The 25779-nt window shown below is 50.2% G+C and carries 20 protein-coding genes and 1 riboswitch; of the genes, 11 read left to right on the forward strand and 9 right to left on the reverse strand.

The features are described from left to right. The first annotated feature begins 55 nt into the window (after positions 1–55). The gene (gene aroA / locus E6C74_RS09410) at positions 56–1342 is read left to right on the forward strand and encodes a 3-phosphoshikimate 1-carboxyvinyltransferase (protein WP_136484461.1); all 1287 of its coding nucleotides are present in this window, start codon (positions 56–58) and stop codon (positions 1340–1342) included. 61 nt (positions 1343–1403) lie between these two features. On the opposite strand, the gene E6C74_RS09415 is transcribed toward aroA, so the two are convergent. Beyond that, complete coding sequence (locus E6C74_RS09415) at positions 1404–1652, reverse strand: YciN family protein (RefSeq protein WP_136484462.1); 249 nt, start codon at positions 1650–1652, stop codon at positions 1404–1406. A gap of 339 nt (positions 1653–1991) precedes the next feature. Here E6C74_RS09415 and topA point away from each other — a divergent pair, with 339 nt between their 5' ends. The 4 genes from topA (at position 1992) to E6C74_RS09435 (ending at position 8836) form a co-directional block, all read left to right on the forward strand. Next, positions 1992–4622: a type I DNA topoisomerase gene (topA, locus tag E6C74_RS09420; RefSeq protein WP_136484463.1), complete on the forward strand. Its 2631-nt coding sequence runs from the start codon at positions 1992–1994 to the stop codon at positions 4620–4622. Between the two features lie 469 nt (positions 4623–5091). Then, positions 5092–6312: a glucose-1-phosphate adenylyltransferase gene (gene glgC / locus E6C74_RS09425; protein ID WP_346762936.1), complete on the forward strand. Its 1221-nt coding sequence runs from the start codon at positions 5092–5094 to the stop codon at positions 6310–6312. Beyond that, positions 6302–7768: a glycogen synthase GlgA gene (gene glgA / locus E6C74_RS09430; protein WP_136484465.1), complete on the forward strand. Its 1467-nt coding sequence runs from the start codon at positions 6302–6304 to the stop codon at positions 7766–7768. The genes glgC and glgA overlap by 11 nt, the downstream gene beginning before the upstream one ends. Positions 7769–7987: 219 nt before the next feature. Continuing rightward, positions 7988–8836 (forward strand): alpha/beta hydrolase, encoded by an 849-nt coding sequence (locus E6C74_RS09435; protein WP_206208403.1) that lies wholly within the window; start codon positions 7988–7990, stop codon positions 8834–8836. A 15-nt stretch (positions 8837–8851) separates the two neighbouring features. Here the strand turns inward: E6C74_RS09435 and E6C74_RS09440 are convergent, their stop codons facing one another. The 5 genes from E6C74_RS09440 to torD form a co-directional block, all read right to left on the reverse strand. Then, a complete protein-coding gene (locus tag E6C74_RS09440; protein ID WP_136484467.1) occupies positions 8852–9169 on the reverse strand; it encodes a DUF2007 domain-containing protein in 318 nt (105 codons plus the stop codon). Positions 9170–9184: 15 nt separating this feature from the next. Next, positions 9185–9868 carry a TVP38/TMEM64 family protein gene (locus tag E6C74_RS09445; protein ID WP_136484468.1) on the reverse strand — a complete coding sequence of 228 codons (684 nt, stop codon included), beginning with the start codon at positions 9866–9868 and terminating at the stop codon, positions 9185–9187. A gap of 196 nt (positions 9869–10064) precedes the next feature. Continuing rightward, a complete protein-coding gene (locus E6C74_RS09450; RefSeq protein WP_136484469.1) occupies positions 10065–10655 on the reverse strand; it encodes a TfoX/Sxy family DNA transformation protein in 591 nt (196 codons plus the stop codon). A gap of 117 nt (positions 10656–10772) precedes the next feature. Further along, positions 10773–10857: riboswitch (cyclic di-GMP riboswitch) on the reverse strand. A gap of 163 nt (positions 10858–11020) precedes the next feature. Next, positions 11021–12028, reverse strand: a complete 1008-nt coding sequence (gene purR, locus E6C74_RS09455; protein WP_136484470.1) for an HTH-type transcriptional repressor PurR — start codon at positions 12026–12028, stop codon at positions 11021–11023. Between the two features lie 339 nt (positions 12029–12367). Beyond that, positions 12368–13012 carry a molecular chaperone TorD gene (torD, locus tag E6C74_RS09460; RefSeq protein ID WP_136484978.1) on the reverse strand — a complete coding sequence of 215 codons (645 nt, stop codon included), beginning with the start codon at positions 13010–13012 and terminating at the stop codon, positions 12368–12370. A 245-nt stretch (positions 13013–13257) separates the two neighbouring features. Between torD and torR the strand changes: the two genes are divergently transcribed. Continuing rightward, entirely contained in the window at positions 13258–13965 is a 708-nt protein-coding gene (torR, locus tag E6C74_RS09465) for a two-component system response regulator TorR (protein ID WP_136484471.1), read from the forward strand. A gap of 134 nt (positions 13966–14099) precedes the next feature. Here the strand turns inward: torR and elyC are convergent, their stop codons facing one another. Then, the gene (elyC, locus tag E6C74_RS09470; RefSeq protein ID WP_136484472.1) at positions 14100–14909 is read right to left on the reverse strand and encodes an envelope biogenesis factor ElyC; all 810 of its coding nucleotides are present in this window, start codon (positions 14907–14909) and stop codon (positions 14100–14102) included. A gap of 115 nt (positions 14910–15024) precedes the next feature. Between elyC and cmoM the strand changes: the two genes are divergently transcribed. The 5 genes from cmoM (at position 15025) to E6C74_RS09495 (ending at position 22749) form a co-directional block, all read left to right on the forward strand. Next, on the forward strand, positions 15025–15807 hold the full coding sequence (cmoM, locus tag E6C74_RS09475; protein ID WP_136484473.1) for a tRNA uridine 5-oxyacetic acid(34) methyltransferase CmoM: 783 nt from the start codon (positions 15025–15027) through the stop codon (positions 15805–15807). A gap of 11 nt (positions 15808–15818) precedes the next feature. Beyond that, on the forward strand, positions 15819–17156 hold the full coding sequence (gene mukF / locus E6C74_RS09480) for a chromosome partition protein MukF (RefSeq protein WP_136484474.1): 1338 nt from the start codon (positions 15819–15821) through the stop codon (positions 17154–17156). Further along, the gene (gene mukE, locus E6C74_RS09485) at positions 17137–17865 is read left to right on the forward strand and encodes a chromosome partition protein MukE (RefSeq protein ID WP_168797000.1); all 729 of its coding nucleotides are present in this window, start codon (positions 17137–17139) and stop codon (positions 17863–17865) included. Before mukF ends, mukE begins: the two co-directional genes overlap by 20 nt. After that, positions 17862–22322 (forward strand): chromosome partition protein MukB, encoded by a 4461-nt coding sequence (gene mukB, locus E6C74_RS09490; protein ID WP_136484476.1) that lies wholly within the window; start codon positions 17862–17864, stop codon positions 22320–22322. The genes mukE and mukB overlap by 4 nt, the downstream gene beginning before the upstream one ends. Before the next feature lie 73 nt (positions 22323–22395). After that, on the forward strand, positions 22396–22749 hold the full coding sequence (locus E6C74_RS09495; RefSeq protein WP_136484477.1) for a hypothetical protein: 354 nt from the start codon (positions 22396–22398) through the stop codon (positions 22747–22749). A gap of 121 nt (positions 22750–22870) precedes the next feature. Here E6C74_RS09495 and fhuB read toward each other — a convergent pair whose 3' ends face one another. Continuing rightward, entirely contained in the window at positions 22871–24874 is a 2004-nt protein-coding gene (gene fhuB, locus E6C74_RS09500) for a Fe(3+)-hydroxamate ABC transporter permease FhuB (RefSeq protein ID WP_136484478.1), read from the reverse strand. Beyond that, a complete protein-coding gene (locus E6C74_RS09505) occupies positions 24871–25770 on the reverse strand; it encodes an iron-siderophore ABC transporter substrate-binding protein (protein WP_136484479.1) in 900 nt (299 codons plus the stop codon). Before E6C74_RS09505 ends, fhuB begins: the two co-directional genes overlap by 4 nt. Positions 25771–25779 lie beyond the last annotated feature (9 nt).

Raw genomic sequence — 25779 nt, forward strand, 5'->3', positions numbered from 1 at the left:
GTAACGATCATTGCACAAGACAGGAGTAGCGGCAGTGCAAGGAAACACAACTTTAATGGAAAGCCTCACTTTACAACCCATTGCAAAAATTGACGGACAAGTGAACCTGCCAGGTTCAAAAAGTGTATCAAACCGCGCGTTGCTGCTGGCAGCGCTTGCTAAAGGCACAACCCGCCTGACTAACCTGCTCGACAGTGACGATATCCGTCATATGCTGAATGCCCTGACTAAGCTGGGGGTGGTATTCCGCCTGTCTGATGACAAAACTGAATGCGAAGTGGAAGGATTAGGTAAGCCGTTTACCGCCACTGATGTGCAGGAACTGTTTTTAGGTAATGCAGGCACAGCGATGCGCCCGTTGGCAGCCGCTCTGTGCCTGGGCGAGGGGGATTTTCTCCTGACCGGCGAGCCGCGCATGAAAGAGCGTCCGATTGGCCACCTGGTTGATGCACTGCGTCAGGCCGGCGCTCAAATCGACTATCTGGAAAATGAAAATTATCCTCCGTTGCGTATCCAGGGTACAGGTCTTCAAGCCGGCAGCGTATCGATCGACGGCTCAATCTCCAGTCAGTTTCTGACGGCGTTCCTGATGTCAGCTCCGCTGGCGCAGGGGCAGATTACCATCAATATCGAAGGTGAGCTGGTTTCTAAACCATACATTGATATCACGCTGCACATTATGGAACAGTTTGGTGTGCAGGTCGTTAATAATGATTATCAGCAGTTTGTGATTCCTGCAGGTCAGTCTTATGTTTCGCCAGGTAACTTCATGGTGGAGGGCGATGCATCCTCGGCTTCTTATTTCCTTGCTGCCGCCGCAATTAAAGGCGGTCAGGTGAAAGTGACCGGGATTGGTAAAAACAGTATCCAGGGTGATATTCAGTTTGCTGACGCATTAGAAAAAATGGGTGCACAAATTGAATGGGGCGAAGATTACGTTATCGCGCGTCGTGGTGAGCTGAATGCGGTTGACTTAGATTTCAACCATATTCCGGATGCAGCAATGACCATTGCGACTACAGCACTGTTTGCCAACGGGACGACTGCGATTCGTAACGTCTACAACTGGCGAGTCAAAGAGACAGATCGTCTGGCGGCAATGGCAACCGAGTTGCGTAAAGTCGGTGCGACAGTGGAGGAGGGTGAAGATTACATTACCATCACGCCACCAGCACAACTGACGCACGCTGCGATCGACACCTATGATGACCACCGCATTGCGATGTGTTTTTCACTGGTCGCATTGAGCGATACGCCTGTCACCATCAATGATCCTAAGTGTACATCGAAGACGTTCCCGGATTACTTCGATAAGTTTGCTCAGCTAAGTCACGCCGAGTAAAATTATTTTAAAAATAGTTACACAAAGTTGTTGATATAAAAGCCTCTTTAAGAGGCTTTTATTATTTTTGCAGCGTAAACTCGTTAGAGAGTTGGTGAGCCAGATATTTAAACATGTTGAACACCGCTGTTGTCTTTTCGGTCGGCATACCGTTTGAATCGAGAAAGTAAGTTCCTTTGAACACCAGAACATCGGCTTTCTCTTCCACACTATCTGCGCGCATGCCCTCGATGTAATTTTCATGCTCTTGAATCAGTTGGTTGGCGATGAGCAGCAGATCGAATTCGCTTATGTGAGTTTTGCTAGTCATAACTTGTCTCCTCGGTAGTCATGTGTTGCCAGTTTAGGGTTGTGACACGCAAATACCATGATCAAAAACAGGAAAAATGAGAATGGTGCATTTGACTAATCTGTGATTTGTTCCATATTTCACCTGTTTGCAGTCGCGCTGCCGAGTAAGTCATTTTAGTATGTGCGGGATTTCCTGCGACGGGTGAGGTTTCGTCGATTTGTCGAGCAAATAAGTGGATTTTTTTAAAAACCTGTTGATCTTCTCTTTATTCGGCTCGATAGTAAAAAAAGAAGCAATATTGTAGAACGTCATGCGATTTACTGTTCGCATAGTGATTAAGGACATTTGAGTCAAATTATGGGTAAATCACTCGTTATAGTGGAGTCGCCAGCCAAGGCCAAAACGATCAATAAATATCTTGGCAAAGACTTTATTGTTAAGTCTAGTGTCGGTCATGTCCGCGATCTGCCAACCGCCGGTCAAAGCACGGCGACGAAAAAGAAAGCCGCACCTGTCTCAACCAAAGAGCTAAGTGCAGAAGAAAAAGCACGCCTGAAGAAAGAGAAGGACCGTGCTGCACTGATCAAGAAAATGGGTATTGACCCATACCATGATTGGGAAGCCAACTACCAGATTCTACCCGGCAAAGAAAAAGTCGTTGCCGAACTGCAAAAGTTAGCGAAAGACGCAGACAGCGTTTATCTCGCAACCGATTTGGACCGCGAGGGAGAGGCTATCGCTTGGCACCTTCGTGAGATCATCGGTGGCGATGAAGAGCGATATAAACGTGTTGTGTTTAACGAAATCACTAAAAACGCCATTCAGCAAGCTTTCCAGCAGCCTGGAGAGTTGAACATGGCTGGCGTGAATGCTCAGCAGGCCCGTCGTTTTATGGATCGCGTGGTGGGCTTTATGGTGTCACCGCTGCTTTGGAAAAAAGTGGCACGAGGCCTATCAGCCGGTCGCGTTCAGTCTGTGGCGGTAAAACTGTTGGTGGAGCGTGAGCGCGAAATTAAAGCGTTTGTACCGGAAGAGTTCTGGGATATCCACGCTGACACTCTGACACCGGGTCACGAAGCATTCCGTCTGTTGGTGGCTCAGAAAGACGGTATGGCCTTCAAACCGTCTAACGAAACCGATGCCATGGCTTCGGTAGCTGCGCTGCAAAAAGCGCGCTACGAAGTGTGTAAGCGCGAAGACAAGCCAACCAGCAGTAAACCGTCGGCGCCGTTTATCACCTCAACCCTGCAGCAGGCGGCCAGTACGCGTCTGGGCTACGGTGTTAAGAAAACCATGATGCTGGCTCAGCGTTTGTATGAAGCGGGTTACATCACTTATATGCGTACCGATTCGACTAATCTGAGTTCAGAGGCGGTAGGCGCGGTACGTGACTACATTACCAGTGAATTTGGTGATGCCTACCTGCCTGGTAAGCCGAACGTGTACGGCAGCAAAGAAGGTGCTCAGGAAGCGCACGAAGCGATTCGTCCTTCAAGCGTGTCCGTTAAAGCGGAAGACCTGGAAGGGATGGAAGCGGACGCTCACAAACTGTATGCACTTATCTGGAACCAGTTTGTCGCTTGTCAGATGACGCCGGCCAAATACGATTCAACCACCGTCAGCGTTAAAGCGGACGAGTACACGCTGAAAGCGAAAGGTCGTATTCTCAAATTTGATGGCTGGACTCGCGTACAGCGTCCTCTGGGTAAAAATGAAGACCAGATTCTGCCAGCGGTCCAGGTTGGTGAAACTCTGGCTCTGGAAAAACTGGATCCGAAACAGCACTTTACTAAGCCGCCGGCACGTTACACCGAAGCTGCGCTGGTTAAAGAACTGGAAAAACGTGGTATCGGCCGTCCTTCAACCTACGCATCCATCATCTCGACCATTCAGGATCGTGGCTACGTCAAAGTTGATCAGCGTCGTTTCTACGCTGAGAAGATGGGTGAGATCGTGACCGACCGCCTGGATGACAGTTTTGAAGATCTGATGAACTACGATTTTACCGCCCGCATGGAACAGAAACTGGACCAGATTGCGGAAGGTGAAACCAACTGGAAAGGTGTGCTGGATAACTTCTTTGAAGACTTCAGCCACAATCTGGAACAAGCTGAGCAGGATGAAGATCACGGCGGTATGAAGCCGAACCATATCGTGATGACCGATATTCTTTGCCCGACCTGTGAGCGCCCGATGGGGATTCGTACGGCCTCGACCGGTGTGTTCCTGGGGTGTTCCGGTTATGCGCTGCCACCGAAAGAGCGTTGTAAGACAACGATCAACTTAGGTGACGAAGAGGGCATTATCAACGTTCTGGAAGAAGACGTTGAAACCGCTGCACTGCGTGCCAAGAAGCGTTGTCCTATCTGTGAAACCGCAATGGATGCGTACCTTATCGATGATAAGCGTAAGTTGCATGTGTGTGGTAACAACCCGAACTGCGACGGCTACATTGTTGAGAAGGGTGAGTTTAAGGTGAAGGGCTACGATGGCCCTGTGGTTGAGTGTGACAAATGTGGTTCTGATATGGTGCTGAAAAACGGCCGTTTCGGAAAATACATGGATTGCACCAGCGAAACCTGTAAGAACACACGTAAGATTCTGAAAAACGGAGAAGTGGCACCGCCAAAAGAAGATCCGGTTCACTTCCCTGAGTTACCGTGTGAGAACTCAGACGCGTACTTTGTTCTGCGTGATGGCGCGTCAGGTCTGTTCTTTGCGGCAAGCAACTTCCCGAAATCACGGGAAACCCGTGCGCCGTTGGTAGAGGAGCTGGCGAAATACAAAGATCGTATTTCAGAGAAATTCCATTATCTGGCCGATGCGCCGACTCATGACCCGGATGGTCGTCCGGCAGTGGTCCGCTTCAGTCGTAAAAGTAAAGAGCATTACGTACGTACTGAAGATGACGGCAAACCGTCAGGATGGACGGCGCTGTTTAACGAAGGTAAGTGGGAAATCACGGATAAGCGTAAGAACGCCAAATAACGAGTTATTGTAAACCAGCGTGTTACACATATCTGCAGGCAGCCAATCGGCTGCCTTTTTTATCATTGTTATACCGGGTAAAAGTGAGTTTGTGTCGCAATTTTCTGACCTGGTTATGAATATCGTCACTTGACGGTATCCTCTGTCACATTTCACTCCTACACTGCTGGTTGAATGTTCGTCACTTTAGGCGAAAGCCGTAACGGAATTGTTAGTTTTTAGGTAGTAATAACCCTCTATTTTGTGAGCGTTATTAGGTGTTGGAAACGCAACAACAGATTCCATTAGAGAATGCTGATTCCTGAATTGTATTCCTGTACGGTTTAGATAAAGTAGATAACTAACTGGTTGCATTTTGCGTTTCCCCACGTATCTGCTAGCTGTATGTAATGTTGCCGGTTGAAAGGAAAACGCCGTCATCCCCCCCACTTTTCAGATATGACGAGCGCAATACAAAAAATGGAGAATAATAATGACTGGTGTACTAGGTATGATTTTAGCCGGTGGCGAAGGTTCCAGACTGATGCCGCTGACCGCTTCCAGAACCAAACCTGCCGTGCCGTTTGGTGGCAGTTACCGATTGATTGACTTCGCGCTGAATAACTTCGTCAACGCGGATATAATGCGTCTCTACGTACTGACGCAGTTTAAATCTCAATCACTCTACCTGCATATGAAAAAAGGGTGGAATGTCTCCAGTATTCGTGACCGTTTTATTGATACCATTCCTGCCCAGATGCGCGATGGCAAACGCTGGTATGAAGGCACGGCAGATGCTATTTATCAGAACCTGCGTTTTGTCGAAATCTCAGAGGCGGATCAGGTGTGTATTTTTGGCTCTGATCATATCTACAAGATGGACATTCGTCAGATGCTGGATTACCACCGTCGTCAGGAAGCTCGTATGACTGTTGCTGCGATTCGTATGCCTATTTCGCAGGCATCCTCGTTCGGGGTTATCGAAGTCAATGAAGAGGGGCTGATGGTTGGCTTTGAAGAGAAGCCTGAATGTCCTAAATCCATTCCGGGTCAACCGGAGTGGGCGCTGGTATCAATGGGGAACTACATTTTTGATACCGAAATTTTATGCGACGAATTACGTCAGGATGCCGCGAACGCAAACTCCAGTCATGACTTTGGTAAAGACATCATTCCGAAGATGTTCCCGGAAGGCGGAGTGTACGTGTACGATTTTTCTACCAATAAAATCAAGGGTGAGAAGGAGTCAAGCTACTGGCGCGATGTGGGTACGATAGAGTCTTACTGGTCAGCGCATATGGATCTGCTTGATAAAGAGCCGCCATTCTCTCTGTATAACCGTAGCTGGCCGCTACATACCTATTATCCACCACTGCCACCGGCTACCTTTGTCGATGTTGGGGATAAGAAGGTCACCATTAAAGACAGCCTGGTATCAGGCGGCAGCTACATCCAGGCTTCGAAGATTTATAAGTCGGTTTTGGGGTATCGCAGTAACATTGGCACTGGCTCTTACATTAGTGAATCTGTTATCTTGGGAGACGTGAAAATTGGTGCAGGCTGCACAGTTAAGCGCGCCATTATCGACAAAAATGTGGAGATCGCCCCAGGGACTGTTATCGGCGAAGACTTGGAATTGGACAGACAACGTTTCCATGTGTCCGACGAGGGGATCGTTGTCATAGCAAAAGGAACAAAAGTTGGATTCTAACCTTGAACACATTAATGTTTGGTTTGTTGTATCAGAAGCCGAAGGGTTGGTGAAGAGTGGTGGCTTAGCGGATGTTGCTAAGGCACTGCCTAAAGCACTGGCTGAACTTGGTCACCAGGTGGCGATTGTACTGCCTGGGTATCGCACAGTTGCAGACAAAGATTCAGCTCCGGTGATCCTTGATACCGAACTGACCCATTGGCCGCATATCCGTTATCAGGTACGCCAGCGTGAACTCGATGGTGTGCCGGTCTATCTTATCGATTGCGACCAGTATTTTGACCGTCCTCGGCTTTATGCTGAGGGCAACCAGGCGTATCCGGACAATGGAGAGCGTTTTGGTTTCTTCTCTTCCGCCTGTCTGGACGTACTGCCTAAACTGGGTATCAAACCGGATATTATCCACGCTAATGACTGGCATACCGGTCTGGTTCCTTTTTTGCTCAAAACCCGCTATCAGGATGATGGGTATTTTGAGGATGTAAAGAGTGTCCTGACCATCCACAACGCCATCTTCAAGGGGATTTTTTCTTACCATCAGCTGGAAGTTATCCCGGAACTGAATTTATCGGGAATGGAATTTCTGCAATATGGTCATGATCACATCAGCATGTTGCGCGCCGGTATTGCGTTTGCCGATAAGATTAATGCGGTTAGCCCGAACTACGCATCGGAGTTGCTGACACCACTCGGCTCGCACGGTCTGGTTGATGATTTTGTCCATCGTGCCCGTGATTTGCACGGCATTGTCAATGGCTGTGACTATTCAGAATGGAACCCGGCAACCGATAGCTACCTGCCTCAGACATACACAGCCGAAACGGATTCTTTGCTTGCCGGTAAAGCCGCCAGCAAAGCCGCATTGCAAACTGAACTGCAATTACCGCAACGCGATATTCCGATGTTTGGCATGGTGTGCCGTCTGACTCATCAGAAAGGCTTTCACTACATTCTGCCAATTCTTGCGCAGTTCCTGCGTAATGATGTGCAGTTGGTGATTGTGGGGACTGGTGAGCCTGAAGTTGCGGCTAAGCTGCATAAGATTGCCGCAGCTCACGCTGATAAGTTTGCGTTTGTCGAAGCCTACAGCAACCGGTTTGCCCACCTGGTCGAAGCTGGCTCAGATTTCTTCCTGATGCCATCAGAGTTCGAGGCCTGTGGTCTGAACCAAATCTACAGTATGGCTTACGGTACCTTGCCTATTGTACGTGAGGTTGGCGGGCTGAAAGACACAGTACATGATTATGACAAGTACCCGCATGAGGCGACCGGTTTTGGCTTTCAGGAGCCGTCACCTGAAGCTCTGCTGATTACAATGCAACGTGCTTTGCTGTTTTACCTGCAACATCCCGATGAGATGCTCAAAGTGCAGCAGCGCGCGATGGGCACCGATTTCAGCTGGAGCGAGTCGGCGCTGGAATATGTCAAGATGTATCGTCTGGCCCGGTTTGATTAACCCGACGCAGATAAAGGCCGATATTCGTCTTTAAAGAGCTGCCCGGTTGCACTGCTGTCAAAGCAGAGTTCGGATATCTGGTGTTGAATCGACAAGGTTTATGAGCGGAATGTGAAAGCATTCCGTTTTTTTATGGTAAGTGGCTTGTTTTGTGCACAGTTGTCGGTGTTGGATGACTTACGCTGGCGCAGATTATGGTAGTCTGTGCGCGAGTGATTACTGAGCCTGTTACTAATGTCTGACAACATTTTGTTCCATAAAACGTATCTGCATCCATTCAGCTCGGAGTGGGTGGTATTTGTGCATGGTGCCGGAGGCAGTTCGTCGATTTGGTTCAAGCAAATTAAAGCCTATAAACAGCACTTCAATTTATTGTTGATTGATCTGCGCGGGCATGGTAAGTCCGGCAAATTGCTCAAAGAGTTAATCTCTCATCGTTATACCTTCCACTCCGTGACTCAGGATGTCCTGTGTGTGTTGGATCACCTGCATATCCGCACTGCTCACTTTGTTGCTATGTCTTTGGGGACCATCATAGTGCGTAATATTGCGGAAGTGTCGGCTGACCGGATTTCGTCTATGGTGCTGGGCGGGGCGGTTACCCGCTTTAATGCCCGCTCTCAGATACTGGTTCAGCTCGGACGCCTCGGCCAGCACATCATTCCCTACATGTGGCTGTATCGTTTATTTGCCTACATTGTCATGCCGCAGCGCAGTCAGAAAGAGTCACGCCACTTGTTTATTCGTGAAGCGAAAAAGCTGTGTCAGAAAGAGTTTAAACGCTGGTTTACTCTCGCGGCTGATGTCAATCCGCTGATGGGCTATTTCAAACAGAAGGACAGTGCGATTCCTACGCTCTATCTGATGGGAGAGAAGGATTATATGTTTATTCAGCCGGTCAAAGAGATGGTTGCTGCGCACCGTCACAGTGAATTATACCAGATACCTGATTGCGGTCATGTGTGTAACGTTGAGCAACCTGAGCACTTCAACCAGGTTTCAATTGGTTTTATTCAGCAGCATGTTGCTGTTTCGCCGAGCATCACCAGATCGCTTGTGCAGAGCTGACAGTGGTTGCTCTCGCTACTCTTGGTCAGCTTTTCCGCACTGCCAGCAGAGGGCAAATTGCGCGTCATTCATTTCACCACAATAGTGACAACGCCATGCCGCCGTTTTGCTGTCGGCAGCCGGACGTGTGTATTCTTCAATCAGTGCTTGGGCCTGTGCCAGCTGTTCAGGATGAAAGAGCCAGATATACGGAGCAGTATCATCATTGAGCGGCAATTCGCCGCGCAGGCCAAACAAGCCTTCACCTCGTACATCACAGATTATTCCTGCTTGCTTGAGTAATTCGCATAATAAGTGTGCGTCGGTTGGGTTAGCGGCAATGAATATTTTCATAGACTGAGCATCCGGTTAAGTGGCATCGGAGCGACGATGGGGAAGCTTATTGAGCAGCCACTTCATTAGCAATGGGAATACCCCCAATAGTGCAAAAGCCAGCAGCACGGAAGGCGAGACGACACCTGCCAGTGAGTCTATTTGGGCAAGCTGAGTGCCGGCATTCAGATACACCGCAGTGCCAGGCAGCATTCCTAATTGGCTTACCCAATAATAACGGGTGGCTTTGATGGATGTCAGCCCCATAAGTAAGTTAATCAGAAAAAACGGAAACACCGGTATCAGGCGCAAGGAGAACAGGTAAAAGGCGCCATCACGATCCATACCGCGGTTGATGGTTTCCAACTTGGCCCCAAATCGCTTTTGCACCCATTCACGCAGCAGAAACCGACTGCTGAGAAAAGCCAGTGTGGCACCCAGGGTACTGGCAAATGAGACCAGCAGCAGGCTTAACCAAAAACCAAACAGCGCGGCCCCCAGTAGTGTGACAACCGCTGCGCCCGGAATAGATAATGCTGTGATCACCAGATAGCTGAAGAAATAGAGAGCGGCGGCTGAAATTAAATGGCTCTGAATATACTCATTGAGTAATGATTGCTGTAATTTCGCATTCTCCAGAGTCAGGGAAGGGCCCAATACAATACTGGCTGTTAAGATAATCCCGATAAGCAGAATTCCCCAAACCCACTTGCGACTCATATGTGCTCCTGATGGTGATAACCTGAAAGATAAATAGCGATGTTTTGCTAGATAATTAGTGAGACAGGTTTTATCGTGTTTTTCTTTCACCATAAACCAAATTTCACCCAAAACAAAAAAGTTTCACCCAACAACAAAAAAAGCACCCGCATTTGCGAGTGCTTTATTAAGTGAAGTTGCTCTGATTTTTAAGGGATTAAGACAAACGTTGTAACAACTCGTCGCGACGTGCCTGAGGGATTACTGACCAGTGCTTGCCCTCTATCGCGCCTTCCAGTGCCCACAGAAGTTCCAAACCGACATCTGAAGAATGTGACTGTCTAACGGCTTTGTAAGCTTCTACGGCACCTTTTTCCTGCAAGTCTTCAACGCTTTGAATGCCGGCTTTTTTCAGCATCCGTTCTGTTGCTAATCGCAGGTTAGGTAAGTCTTTTAAACGATCTGGTTTTGCCTGGGCTTGTGTTTCCCGTTCTGCTTTTGCAACGGCAAGTGCAGCTTTAGCATCTTCCAGAATACGTCCGGTGTCTGACCAACAGTCTTCCGGTAACGCAAAATATTTGGTTACGACCGGGAAACCCCGCTTCTTATAAACATAGGGTTCGAAACCTTGTTGCTTAAATTTTGCAGTTGAAGCGTCGTCGGCACGTATGTGTAATTTATCATTAACTACTAATGCGAACATGGTGTCATCGACAAAAATGCCGAATCCGCCGAACATTGAACGAGATTTAACGCGTCCTAATTGTTCGAATAGCCGCATTGAATCTTTAAGTATTGGTTTATCCATGCTTTAAGTCTCGGTGTATTAATTAATACGCCACCAAAATCAGGTCCGAGAGAGTAGCAAAAGAATGCAGTATGTGTGTCAGTAGGGAGTCAACTTCGTAATTAATGCATTTTTGCCATCGGTAACCCCGCTACCTACCAGAAACTGGTTCAGGCCGGAGGCTTTGCGTCCCACCTTTTCAGATGGTTTGCCCTGTGCGTGACATCTCCTTTTTATCAAAGGATGATTAAATCATTGAATGAGTATCACATTTACAGTCTGCAAATGTGATACTCATTCTAAAGTTTATATTTAACGGGTGCAACAAAATTAACACAACTAACGCGTGCTCATATGGGATGCGATGCGTATTTTCGATAAAACCCTTATTTTGTCAAGTGTTTTACCGTATCACGTACTACTATTTCCGGATGCATCTCGAATACACGGCGCTCGTGTTCTTTATCCTTGATGCGCTCCAGCAGGATCTCAAATGCGTTTTTACCCACACGACGTTTTGGCTGGTGGATAGTCGTCAGCGGTGGTGAGAAATATTCGGCTAATTCGATGTTGTCGTAACCAATCACAGACATATCATCCGGTACACGTACACCGCGTTGTTGCAGACGGCTGATCAGACCCAAAGCCATGGTGTCATTGAAACAGAACACGGCAGTTGGACGCTTATCCATGGCAATCAACTTGTCTGCCGCCAGTACAGCGGTATCACATTCGAAGTTACCTTCCAGGATCCAGTCTTCACATACCGGCAGATTGGCTTCAGCCATCGCACGACGGAAGCCCGCAATACGTTCCTGACAAGCCGCTTTGACAAAATGGCCGCTCAGACAGGCTATATCCTGATGCCCATGATCAATCAGATATTTTGTCGCGAGGTAACCCCCTTCTTCTGAGTTGTCCATGATTTTATCGGCCTGAGAAGTTTCCGGCCCCCAGTCCATGATCACTTTCGGAATGTCTTTATGTGCTTCAAGCATTTCCAGCAGTTCTTCGGTCAGATCCGAACACATCACCAGCATGCCATCAACTCGCTTTTCTGCCAGCATGCGAATGTAGTCACGTTGCTTTTCATAGATACCGCCGGTGTTACATAAAATCAGCGTGTAACCCTGTCGGTAGCAGTAACTTTCTACGCCATCGATCACTTCTGAGAAAAACAGGTTGGTTGACTGGGTTACCAGCATACCGATCGTACGGGTGGTGTTGCATTTTAAGCTGCGAGCTACGGCACTTGGTGCATAATTCAGCTCTTTTACCGCTTCCATCACTTTTTCTTGTGTAGCTTCTGCAACGAAACGGGTTTTGTTAATTACGTGAGATACGGTTGTTGTTGAAACGCCGGCCAGGCGAGCAACGTCTTTAATCGTAGCCATAGGTTTGTCCTGTCGATGACTGCCGATGCAACAATATCGTGTCATGAACGGTATACGTCATGATGGATGTTGCCCGTTGAGCAGTATATCCCGCCGTTCGGGGGAAGCCATGCTCAGGTTCAGCAGCGGTTAGGCTTTGACACAAAGTGAAGCCTATAAGTAGTAAAAACACAAAAACCGCCCTTAAACAGCGGTTTGCATCTTAACGTTGTATTTTATCGTTTGCGGCCAAGATTCTAGACTGCAACGCCCTAAGTCGCAACGAAATTCATCGGATGAGTCTAAATTATCATCACTGAATCGGACCGCTTAGGTCACCTAAAGCGCTATAAAAGCCTGTTACTCGTTGGTGAGATAAGCTAAGTCGAGTTTTAATAACGCAACCAGCAGGTCAGTGACGGCCGCGTAAAATCCGAAGGTGTCATGCTCACGGCACCGCTGGGCAAATTGTGGCACCCAATTGATTAAACTGTTCTCGATAAAAATGGCCTGTTCAGCGAATGCCTGCTCCATATGGACCGGTTTCTCCAGCTCATTGCTGCGCATGATCATATGGCCGAGAAAGTCGAGTTCCACCGCGATGTGATCGGCAGGTTGCGTCGGTGAGTGATTAGCAATGCCGGCGGCTTTCATCAGCTGCGCCATTTCTGACGCAGCTGTGTCATGGCCGGGAGTGGATGTGTTGTTGTAATGAGAAGCGCAGGGGATAGGCGCTTGAGGTTGGATCCCCTGAAACAAACGGCAAAAATCGGCGGCGAGCTCAAATTGCGCGTCCTGTCTTTCCAGTAATCGGTTAAGGGCGCTGATGATGTTGCGGACGGCGGGCTTGAGTTCGTCATTTTCACCTAATCCGGAAAGGAAACCACGAATCTGCGGAGAATGATATTGGGCCAGCTCTTTGGCGCTCAGTTCCTGGTTGAATAAACTGGATAACCACCAATAGAGTTCGGCGCGTTGATCATTGAAAGCTTTCAGTTCTTGCATGTCTTGCATGGTCAGACTCCGGCTGCGTGTACTTGTAGTAAGTCTAATCAATAATCATCAATAGTAATAATGCGTTAAGTGAAAAAACGGTTAAACAAAATAGGTTTTGTTGTTTGTGGGGAGAAGCCATTGCTGTCAGAGCTTGTCTTGAATCAATAAAGGCGTGGATTTTTGCCGTGAATGCTAGAATTGCCATTGGCAATATTTAAAATTGGTTGCATCGTTTTTATGGGTCCAATTATGCCATGAGCAATCATATTCTTGTTGTTGTTGACGATGATGTGACACGTAATACCCTGGTTGGTTATTTTGACAAAGAAGGATATCGGGTTTCACAGGCAAGTGATGCTGCGGGATTACGGGCGATATTCACACAACATCATGTGGACATTTTGATCCTGGATATTAATGTATCCGATGAGGATGGTCTGCTGCTGATCCGAGAGCTGCGCGGGGAATCAACCGCCGGTATTATTTTGCTGACTGGCCGTGTCGACAGTATCGACCGGATTATCGGCTTAGAGATGGGCGCTGACGACTGTATTACGCATCCGATAGCCTTGCGTGAGCTTTTAGCCAGAGTTAAAAACCTGCTGTGGCGGGTCTCTTTGATGGCTGGAGATATGGTCTCTGAAAGTGTGCTCCCGCCTGGAACGGTTTCCTTTGGGGACTGGCGTTTTGATATAGCCCGGCGCGCGCTCTTCTATGATGACAAGCCGGTGCGACTGACCAAGGCCGAGTATGAGCTGCTGGTCGCTTTGACTTCTTGTCCGAATCAGGTGCTCAGCCGGGAGAAAATTCTTAATCTGCTCAGTCATCGGGTGGATATGCCAAATGACCGAACGATCGATGTTCTGATTCGTCGTTTACGCGCCAAAATAGAGTTTGACCCCAAGAACCCGCAAATTTTTGTCACAGTGCATGGCGAGGGCTACATGTTTGCCGGTGACTAATTTCGCCGGTGACTAATACTTTTGTCAGTGGTTAACCCTAAGGTGAGGCGTGATGTAACCAGCCTGTCAGTAGGAGTCATTCACTAGTGAGTAAAAAGACCAGCCTGAAGCTGGTCTTTTTATTGTATCTGCCATTATTCCAGTGTGGTTTCAGAACCTTGTAGCGGAGCGGTTTGCTGATGTCCCGCTACCCAGTCCCGCAGAGATTGCCAGATAAGCCCCATACTTTCGTACCAAAAGCGTTCAGTCTGCTCGAGATAGAGTGCTTTGGGCGTGTACTTGTCCCATGGCTGGGTAATATTGCTCTGTGCCAGATAATTAGTCGGTGCAGGGATCGGTTGCAGACCGGCAGAGTGGAATTCGTTCAGCGCCCGCTGCATATGACTGGCGGACGTCACCAGAACCAGGGTTCTCTGCTGCACAAACGCCGCAGCCTGACGTGCTTCCTCCCAGGTATCCTTGGCGGTTTCCAGCAAGATGATATCTGATTTGGGGACGCCAAGCGCTAACGCTACACGAGCCAGCATGCGCGCATGACTGAACTCACTGCCGCCTGCATAACCAGACAGTATTAACTTAGAGCCGGGATACATCCGCATCACCCGAATCCCCTCACTCAGGCGCATTAATGCCGCCCGGCTCAGTTCGGATGTCGGCGGAATCTGGTCATCAACCACATGGCCATTACCCAGCACCATGATGTAGTCAACGGTGCCATCCACCGGTAAAAAAGCCGTATACTGACGCTCGAGCGGCATCAGCAAACGACTGGAGACCGGCTGAAAAGAGATCAGAAAAATACCGGACAGGGAGAACAGTACAACAAGGCATCCGGTTTTGCGTTTGGCCGTGAACATGATCAGCATCAGGCCCACAAAACCAATCAGCAGCAATGCCGGAAGTGGCATCATTAAAGAAGAAACAATTTTTTTCAGCTCAAACATAAACAAATAGTCCGAAAAAACAGCACTTGATAATAAAAAGGGCTAAAAGCCTCTTTATTCCTGCCATTCCTATGACAGAATAGCAGCACGATTTATTATCATAACGCATGCTACAGTGACAGAAGATCGCAATTTCGACGATATTGCCCACAAATTTGCAAAAAACATATACGGTTCTGACAAAGGCGAGATTCGCCAAGTCATTGTTTGGGAAGATTTACTCCAACTGTTAACGCATTTTGATGGAATAAGCAAACCTTTGCACGTTTTAGATGCAGGAGGCGGTCTTGCTCAGATGTCTCAAAAACTGGCCCGCCTGGGCCATCGCGTTACCTTGTGTGATCTGTCTTCTGAAATGCTGCAACTGGCAGAGAAGGATATTGCAAATAACGGGTTGCTTGAGCAGTATCGCTTGGTTCATTCACCGGTACAGTCAGTACAGGAACATTTATCAGAACCGGTGGATATTGCCATGTTCCACGCTGTGATGGAATGGTTGGCTGATCCAAAAGCTGCACTGGACAACCTGCTCGCTCAGGTAAGACCGGGTGGCATGGTCTCGGTGATGTTTTACAACTATCATGGCCTGGTCTACAAAAACGCCGTGTGTGGCAATATTCCGCATGTCCTTGATGGCATGCCACATCGTAAAAGATTTAAACTGCAACCGCAGCAAGGGCTTATCCCGATCGATGTTTATCAGTGGATAGAAGCGGCCGGATTTGAGATCTGCGGTAAGTCAGGCATTCGCTGTTTTAGTGATTACATCGGTAACATGAAAAACATGGGCGAATACCAATATGAGGATGTGCTGGCCCTGGAGCAGAAATTTTGCCGTCAGGAGCCGTACCTCTCATTAGGCCGATACATCCATGTATGGGCCCAGAAAAAACAATAACAGGAATAACAATGAGTGAGTTAACTCAGAACGCTGCGGAGCAGCCAATCGACGAATTGGTCAGTTGGGTCAAGCAGAACGATTTCTCATTGAACCTGAGCACCGAACGGTTGGCGTTTCTTATCGCCATTTCGGTGTTAAGCAACGAACGGTTCGATGAAGAGCTAGGTGAAGGCGAGTTGCATGATGCGTTTGTGATTGTGACCCGCATGTTCGAAGACACGGGCGAAGCGTCTGCTTTTCGGGCCAACAATGCGATTAATGAGCTGGTAAAACAGCGTTTGATCAGTCGCTTTACCAGTGAAGTCACCGATGGTGCCAGTATCTACCGTCTGTCTCCGCTGGCCGTCGGCATCACCGACTATTATGTTCGCCACCGCGAATTCTCCAAGCTGAAACTGTCGATTCAGCTCTCGATGGTGGCTGACGAAATGGCGAAAGCGGTGGAGTCTGCGCAGCAGGGCGGCACGCCGGGTCACTGGAAGAAAAACGTCTACGGAGTGCTGAAATACTCGGTAGGCGAAATTTTCGATCGTATCGACCTTAACCAGCGTGTCATGGATGAGCAGCAGCAGTCCGTCAAACAACAGATAGCTGAGCTGCTCAATAAAGACTGGCGCGATGCGATTATCAACTGTGAATCTCTGCTGTCGGAGACCTCGTCCACACTGCGAGAACTGCAAGACACCTTGCAGGCGGCGGGCGATGAATTACAGACCCAGATCCTGGATATTCAGGAAATTGTCTATGGCGATGAGGAACTGGACTTTATCGGAGAAACCCTGTTTGGGTTGCAGATGAAGCTCGACCGGATCACCAGTTGGGGCCAGCAGGCGATTGACCTGTGGATTGGCTACGACCGCCATGTGCATAAATTTATCCGTACAGCCATCGATATGGACCAGAACCGGGCCTTCAGCCAGCGTCTGCGTCAGTCGGTGAATGATTACTTCGATCAACCATGGTATCTCACTTACGCCGAAGCGGAGCGCCTCAGTGATCTGCGCGATGAGGCTCTGGTGCTGCGTGACGAAGAAGTGACGGGTCATGTGCCGGTCGAAGTAGAATATGAAGAATTCCAACAGGTCAATGATGAGCTGGCAGAGCGCATCGGCGAAATGCTGAAAGGTCATAAAGAGCAGGGCATGCCGATTGATCTTGGCAGCGTGTTGCGTGATTACCTCGCCGCTCACCCGAGAACTCATCATTTTGATTTAGCACGAATTGTGGTCGACCAGGCGGTACGTCTCGGTTACTCAGGCTCGGATTATCGGGCAATTCAGCCAGACTGGCAGGCGATCAACGAATTTGGTGCAAAGGTACAAGCAAATGTCATCGACCGATATTAATGAATACATGCCAGAAAATCTGGCCAAAGCGATCGCGAACCCTCTGTTCCCGGCGCTGGACAGCCTGCTGCGTGCCGGCCGTCATATTTCCAGTGACGACATGGATAACCATGCCCTGTTGTCCGACTTTGAGCCGGAACTGGCTCAGTTTTATCAGCGTTATAACACCGAACTGGTGCGTGCGCCGGAAGGCTTCTTTTATCTGCGTCCACGTTCAACCTCACTGATTAGCCGCAGTGTGCTGTCTGAGCTGGACATGCTGGTAGGTAAAGTGTTGTGTTTCCTGTACCTCAGCCCGGAGCGTCTGGCTCACGAGGGCATCTTCACCAATCAGGAGCTGTATGAAGAGCTGCTGGCGTTAGCGGATGAGAAGAAGCTGATGAAGTTGGTCACCAACCGTGCCAACGGCTCTGATTTGGATAAAGAAAAACTGTTTGAAAAAGTGCGTACCTCGCTGCGACGTTTACGTCGCCTCGGTATGCTGATCAATATTGGCGATACCGGTAAATTCCGCATTTCAGAAGCGGTATTCCGCTTTGGTGCTGATGTCCGTGTTGGCGATGACATGCGGGATGCACAGCTGCGTCTGATTCGTGATGGCGAGGCGGTCGTGCATAGCCAAGAGCCGAATCAGCAAAGCCTGCTGGATAACGATGATTTATTGGATTCACAAGATGATGAGCAATCAGAGCGGGAAGGTGATGCATGATTGAACGTGGTAAATATCAATCACTGACCATGGTCAACTGGAACGGCTTCTTTGCCCGTACGTTTGACATCGATAATCTGGTCACCACTTTGTCCGGCGGTAACGGTGCGGGTAAATCGACCACCATGGCCGCGTTTATTACGGCGTTGATCCCGGACCAGACCCTGCTTCATTTCCGTAACACCACAGAAGCGGGCAGCTCCCAGGCCTCACGTGATAAAGGTTTGTACGGTAAATTGCAGCCGGGTGCCTGTTATGCCGCGCTGGATGTAGTGAACTCACGTAATCAGCGCGTACTGTTTGCGGTTAAGCTGCAACAAGTCGCCGGCCGTGATAAAAAAGTCGATATCAAACCATTTTTGATTCAGGGCCTGCCAAGTCATGTTAAGCCGACCGATGTCCTGGTTGAAAGCGTGTCAGACAACCATGCCCGCGTGCGTCAGATCAATGAAGTTAAAGACGCCGTTACGGCGATTGAAGGCGCGCACTTTAAGTCATTTGCTTCGATAGTCGATTACCATAACCAGATGTTCGAACTGGGTGTGGTACCGAAGAAACTGCGTAACAGCAGTGACCGTTCAAAATTTTACCGCCTGATTGAAGCCTCTTTGTACGGCGGTATCTCCAGTGCGATTACCCGCTCGCTGCGTGATTACCTGCTGCCACAAAATGGCGGGGTGAAAAAAGCGTTCCAGGACATGGAATCCGCGCTGCGTGAAAACCGAATGACGCTGGAAGCGATCAAAACCACTCAGGCGGATCGTGATCTGTTCAAACATCTGATCACTGAATCGACCAACTATGTGGCTGCCGACTACATGCGCCATGCTAACGATCGTCGTCAGAAAATGGATCAAGCCCTGGCGCTGCGTGGCGAACTGTTCAGCGCCCGTGAAACCTTGATTGAGCAGAACAGCCTGCTTAATCGGGTGCATGAAGAGCTGGAACTGCTGGTGGAAACGGAAGCGACCCTGGAGCAGGACTATCAGGGGGCTTCCGATCACCTGCAACTGGTGCAGAATGCACTGCGCCAGCAAGAGAAAATTGCCCGCTATCAGGATGATCTTGAAGAGCTTAACATTCGTCTCGAAGAGCAGATGATGGTGGTTGAGGAAGCGCAGGAGCGCGTCCTGACGGTGGAAGAGCAGGCGTTGATTGCTGAAGAAGAAGTCGATAGCCTGAAAACGCAACTGGCTGACTACCAGCAGGCTCTGGATGTTCAGCAAACCCGCGCTCTGCAATATCAGCAAGCGGTGACCGCACTGGAGAGAGCACGCACGCTGCTCGATGATCAGCATCTGAGTGCCGACACGGCTCAGTCGTTGGTTTCCGGCCTCAAAGCTGAGCAGGAGAACCGTACGACTGAACTGCTGGCGCTGAAACATAAGTTGGATATGTCATCTGCGGCAGCGACCCAGTTTGATAAAGCTTATGCTCTGGTGAAAAGCGTGCTGGGCGAAGTCGCGCGCGGTGACGCGGCCGATAAAGCCAAAGCTCTCGTCCGTCAGGCGATGGACGCTAAGCAGGTGGTACAGAACGAACACCAGTGGTACTCGCAGCAGCGTGACCTGGAACGCCGCATCGAGCAGCAGAATGTGGTTCGCCACCTGGCAGAAAGCTATCAGTCGCAGCATCAGGTGACTCTGAGTGATGAGATGACGGTTGAGCAAGAGCAGGAACGCCATGCGGCGTTGCTGGAAAGTGTTGAAGCCTCATACGAAGAGCTGCGTGAGAAACGCAGTGAGCAACGCCGACTGGAACAGGATTACCAGGCTGAGATTAGCCGTCTGGAATCCATTGCACCGGCCTGGATTAAAGCCAGCGATGCGCTGGAAACGCTGCGTGAGCAGAGTGATGCTGAACTGGCTGACAGCCAGTCAGTGATGGCGCAGATGCAGATCGTGCTGGAGCAGGAAAAAGCTCAGTCGATCGCCAAAGATCGTCTGGCTGAGCGCCGAACTCAGCTTGACAGTGAAATTGAACGCCTGGCGTCGCCGGGTGGTTCGGACGATCCGCGTCTGAAAGGTCTGGCGGATACGCTGGGCGGTGTATTGCTGTCAGAGATCTATGATGATATCACCATCGACGATGCGCCATACTTCAGTGCCATGTATGGCCCGGCACGCCACGCGATTGTGGTGTCGGATCTGTCTGGAATCAAAGATAAACTGGTTGAACTGGACGACTGTCCGGAAGACTTGTACCTGATCGAGGGCGATGTGGATGCCTTTGATGACAGTGCGATGAATGCGGAAGAGCTTGAAGGCGCGGTCTGCGTGCAGCTTAATGCACACCAGATCCGTTACTCACGCTTCCCGAAAATCCCATTGTTCGGCCGCGCGGCACGTGAACAGCGCCTGGAACTGTTGCGCAATGAACGTGAAGAAGTGGTTGAACAGCATGCGAAAGCAGCGTTTGACTCGCAGAAACTGCAGCGTCTGTACAGCAGCTTTAACCAGTTTGTTGCCCAGCACCTGCAGGTGGCGTTTAATGACGATCCGGAGCAGGCACTGCAGCAGATTCGCGATAAACGCAATCAGGCTGCGCGTACTCTGGCTGAACTGGATAACCAGGAGCAGCAACAACGCAGTCAGCTGCAACTGAGCAAGCAGGCACTGACGGCACTGGACAAAATTGCGCCGAATATGCTGCTGCTGGAAGATGATTCCCTGCCAGAGCGTTTAGAAGAAATCAGCGCCAATATTGCTCGTCTGAGTGAAGCAAAAACCTTCCTCACCGCGCACGGTAAAGCGGTCGCCGAACTGGAGAATATCGCCTCAGCGCTGGAAGCGGACCCTGAGCAGTTTGATGCGCTGGAAACCCAGTACCAGCAGGCTGACCAGGCACTGCAGACCCTGAAGACTCAGATCTTCGCCTTGTCGGATCTGCTTGAGCGTCGTCATCACTTCGCTTATGAAGATTCGGTTGATCTGCTCAATCAGAGCAGTGAACTGAGTGAGCAACTTAAAGCCAAGCTGGTACAGGCAGAAAATCAGCGTGGTCGTCAGCGTGAAGAGCTGAAACAGGCTCAGTCACAGCTCAACCAGTATAACCAGGTTCTGGCGTCGCTGAAGAGTTCGCATCAGGCCAAACTGGAAACCGTACAGGAATTCAAAGCCGAGCTGCAGGAATATGGTGTGCACGCAGACGAAGGCGCCGTTGAACGCGCTCAGCGTCGTCGTGATGAACTGCAACAGCGCCTGCACAGCTCGCGCAGTCGTAAAAGCGAATATGAGCGTACCATTACCTCGACTGAGCTGGAGATGAAGTCTCTGGCCAAGCGGATGAAGAAGGTCGAGAAAGACTACAAAGAGCTGCGTACTTTCGTTGTGAATGCCAAAGCGGGCTGGTGTTCAGTACTGCGTCTGGCGCGTGACAATGATGTCGAACGTCGTCTGCATAAGCGTGAACTGGCTTACCTATCGGCTGGTGAGCTGCGTTCGATGTCAGATAAATCATTGGGTGCACTGCGTCTGGCGGTGGCGAACAATGACGATCTGCGTGATGCGCTGCGTCTGTCGGAAGACAACAGCCGTCCTGAGCGGAAGGTTCTGTTCTACATTGCTGTCTACCAGCACCTGCGTGAGCGGATCCGTCAGGACATTATTCGTACCGACGATCCGGTGGAAGCAATCGAAGAGATGGAAGTGGAACTGGCCCGTCTGACCGAAGAGCTGACTCAGCGCGAAAACCGCCTGGCGATCAGTTCAGATTCCGTCGCCAGTATTATCCGTAAGACGATTCAGCGTGAGCAGAACCGGATTCGGATGCTCAACCAGGGCCTGTCAAACATCGGGTTTGGTCAGGTCAGTGGCGTGCGCCTGAACGTGAAAGTACGTGAAAGCCATGAAATTCTGTTGTCCGGTCTGGCGGAGAATCAGGCTCAGCACAAGGACCTGTTTGAAACCTCGCGCTATACTTTCTCTGAAGCGATGGCTAAGCTGTTCCAGCGTGTGAACCCGCATATTGACATGGGGCAGCGTTCACCGCAGGTACTGGGTGAGGAGCTGCTGGATTACCGTAACTACCTTGAGCTGAGTGTTGAGGTTAACCGTGGCTCTGATGGCTGGTTGCAAGCCGAGTCCGGCGCGCTGTCGACCGGTGAAGCGATTGGTACCGGTCAGTCTATTCTGCTGATGGTAGTGCAGAGCTGGGAAGAGGAATCGCGCCGCCTGCGCAGTAAAGACATTATGCCATGTCGTCTGCTGTTCCTGGATGAAGCTGCTCGTCTGGATGGTAAGTCGATTGCGACGTTGTTTGAGCTGTGTGATCGCCTTGATATGCAGTTATTGATTGCTGCGCCGGAAAACATCAGTCCTGAGAAGGGTACGACCTATAAACTGGTACGTAAGGTGTTTAAGGACCATGAGCACGTGCACGTGGTCGGACTGCGCGGTTTCGGTCAGGGTGACAAGCCTAAATCTGCACAACAACTCCTGGCTGAAGAGCTGAGTTAAGTGGATAAAACGCCTTCCTTCGGGAAGGCGTTTTTGTGTTTGGTATCCTAATCGACTGATACGGAGGGAAACGATGCCATTGATATTTAAAGCCAGCCCAGAGCATGATGAAGATTTGTGTCAACAGTTAGCGGTTTTTCTAGATGCTCATAAGACGGAGTTTGAAACGCGTTTAATTCCGGATTTAACCCATATCGACCTGATGGCTCACAATGTCAACGGGATTGAAGTGCTGAGTGTTGAGCATATCAGCGATAATCAGTACCGGTTGCGCTATCGCTATGACTGGCAGCTGTTTAACGGCTGTGCCGGAAAAGACGAGTCAGGCATCGAACGTGACAGTGTCCGCTTTACTCTGGATGATAACGGGGTTATCGATATCGCGTTTTTGGTCACGGATGAAAGAGGTACGGCTGATGAACTATAGCCCTGAAACGGATAGCATTAAAACTGATCGTGTTAAAACTGATCGTGTTGAAACTGCTAACCCTGAAGCGTGATGCAAAAGAGTGATGAGATGACCCATCACTCTTTTTGTTGCGGATGAATCAGTTCTTACGCATCAGATAAAGGAAGTAAATTCCGCCCAGCATGGAAGAGATTAATCCGGCCGGGAATTGCCACGGGAACCAGACCATACGCCCGACCCAGTCTGACAGGGTCATGACAATCGCACCAATCAGGCAAGCACTGATTAACTGCGAACGGGCATCGTAGCGTCCCATCGCTCGGGCCATGTGCGGTGCGAGCAGGCCGATAAAGGTCAGCGGGCCGATGACGATGGTGCATAATGTGGTCAGTGCGGCGACCATCAGCAGAATACCTTGCCGCACCCGGCCGACATGCATGCCGACACTGCCGGCAGAGACTTGTCCCAGGCTGACCACATTAACATGACGCGAAGTCACTAGGGCAATCAGCATAAGTGGGCTGATTCCGCCAATGAGCATCAGCACATCACGCCACGACGTCAGATAGGTAGAGCCGGATAACCAGGTCAGTAATGCCTGGGCATCTTCGCTGCTGCTGGACAAGGTGATACGCAGCAGGGCATCCAGTGCCGCACTGAGTGCGATACCGGTCAGGATCACGGTCATCGGAGCGAAATGTTGCTTACGGCTGGTGGCCCAGATCACCGCAGCGACTGTCAGTGCGCCCAGTGTGCCGACCAGTATCTGACCGTCGCGGCCAAGTTTGATACCAAACATCACACATAATACCATGGCCAGAGAGGCTCCGGAGCTGATTCCCAGCACTTCCGGGCTCGCCATCGGATTGGTGGTCATACGCTGAATGAGCGTACCGGCGACCGCAAGACCAATGCCGGCAAGCAGAGCGCTGAAAAGACGTGGTGCGCGCAGTGCCAGTACGTCTGAACTGATGGAGAAAAACCAGCCGCTGTCTTGATTGCCGAGTGTTGCTGCAACGGCGATGACCGCCACTAAACCGGTACCGAGCCACAACAACTGGCGTGTGAACGAGGTCTGTTTGTAATGCAGGGCTGCGTCAGCGGTTTGTGCGTGTTGCGATGGCCAGATGTTTCTGGTCAGCAACCAGAGGAAAAAAGGTGCGCCGATTAACGCAGTCATGGCCCCGGTAGGCAGTAACTGGCTGGTCACTTCTTTGGGTATCGCCTGAATCAGTAGATCCGATAGCAACAGCATTAAGGAGCCCAGTAGGCCGGAGAGCAGGATACGTGCACTCAACGCGCGCACTTTGAGCAGACGCACAATATTAGGCGTGACGATACCAACGAAGCCAATCAGGCCGACTTCACTGACCACAACAGCAGTCAGTAAGATAGCCAGACCCAAGCTAATAATTTTATAGCGCTTTACGTTAACGCCGATTGAGTCTGCAACGGTATCACCGAGCGCCAGCGAACTGAGCGGGCGTTGCACCAGCAGCAACAATGCCGTGGTCGCGGCAATGACCGGTGCGAGATGCCAGACACCATCCCATCCATTCTGATTGAGAGAGCCTGTCCCCCACACGAAAATATTGGTCAGATGTTTTTCATTGACCAGCATCAGCATGGTGTTCACTGAGCCGAGAAACAGGCTGACGACCATGCCTGACAGCACCATCTGAACGGCTGCGAATCCCTTCCTGGCTGACAACCAGAACACCAGAGCGGTTGAAAATACCCCGCCGATAAACGCAAAAGTCACTGCGGGAAGCATAGCTAAACCCGGCACCAGCAACATGCTGATAATCAGGCCGAATTGAGCACCAGAGGCAACACCTAACGTCGTCGGCGCCGCGATCGGATTACGCAGCACAAACTGCATCACGCAACCGGCAACCGAAAGTGCAAACCCGCACAGCAGTGCGACCGTGAGGCGGGGCAGATAGGTCAAACCAACCACAATATGCTGATAATTAGCGCTGTCGTAGTCAAACAGTGTCCGGAACAGCAGCTTGCCACCGCCAAAGGGAGCGGTCAATTCGACAAGCACCGCCAGCAGCAAGAAAGTAAACCCTAGCCCCAGCCAAATCCGCCATGAGCGGAAGGGTTGAGAATGAGGGGCAGAAACGGTTAAGTCATTCATGGTTGTTCGGTCAGAAGGCGGGTAATGTTATCACTTAGCCGGCGCGCGGCTATCAGGCTGCCGAATGACCAAATTGCCGGCAGTTCATACACCTGCTTGTTGCGGGTGAATGCCATCGCCTGCCACAGCGGAGACTGGGTCAGGGCTTCTCGGTCTTTTGGACGCAGCGGGCCAAAAATCAGTACACGCGTGTCCTGATGCTCCGCTATTTTACTGATCTCGGTGGTGGCGAATCCCCAGCTGTTGGTTGCTTGCTGCCATTCATTATGCAAGCCCATCTGGGTAATGGTGTCGTTAATCAATGAACCTTTACCGTGGATACGCAGCGTTTGCTTATTGACGAAGCGAATGAACATCAGATTGCGATCATCGGCGCCGGCCCGGCGCAGTTTAGCACCATTGTCTTGCAGATGTTGGCGGGTTTGCTTTATCAGATCCTCGGCCTGCTGTTCACGGTTAAGAATCTGCCCAAGCTCACGTGTCAGTTGTTCAGCATTCGCCAGCGGTGTTTGGCTGTCATTGTAAATATCGACCACTGCGACCGGTGCGATGCGGCTCAGCGTGTCATAAGCGGGCAGCAGGTAAGAGCTGATCAGGATCAGATCCGGCTTGAGTTTAGTCAGCAGCTCAACATTGGGTTCGGTGCGTGAACCAAGATCGGCGACGCTGTCGGGTAATGACGGCTTGCTGACCCATTGGTTGTAATTCTGTGTGTCTGATGCGGCAACAGGTGTCACGCCCAGACTCATTACGGTCTCACTCAATGCCCAGTCGAGCGTTGCCACGCGGGTAGGGGGATGGTCGAGATGCAGAGCGGAGAGGGGGTGAACCGTGTCCGCTGCGGCAACTGCCCAGTTGGTGTAAATAAAAAACAGAGCCAAAAGCATTTTTTTCATCGGGGCGTC

This window comes from Vibrio sp. H11 (genome assembly GCF_004804295.1).
GTDB classification, from domain to species: Bacteria; Pseudomonadota; Gammaproteobacteria; order Enterobacterales; family Vibrionaceae; genus Vibrio; species Vibrio ostreae.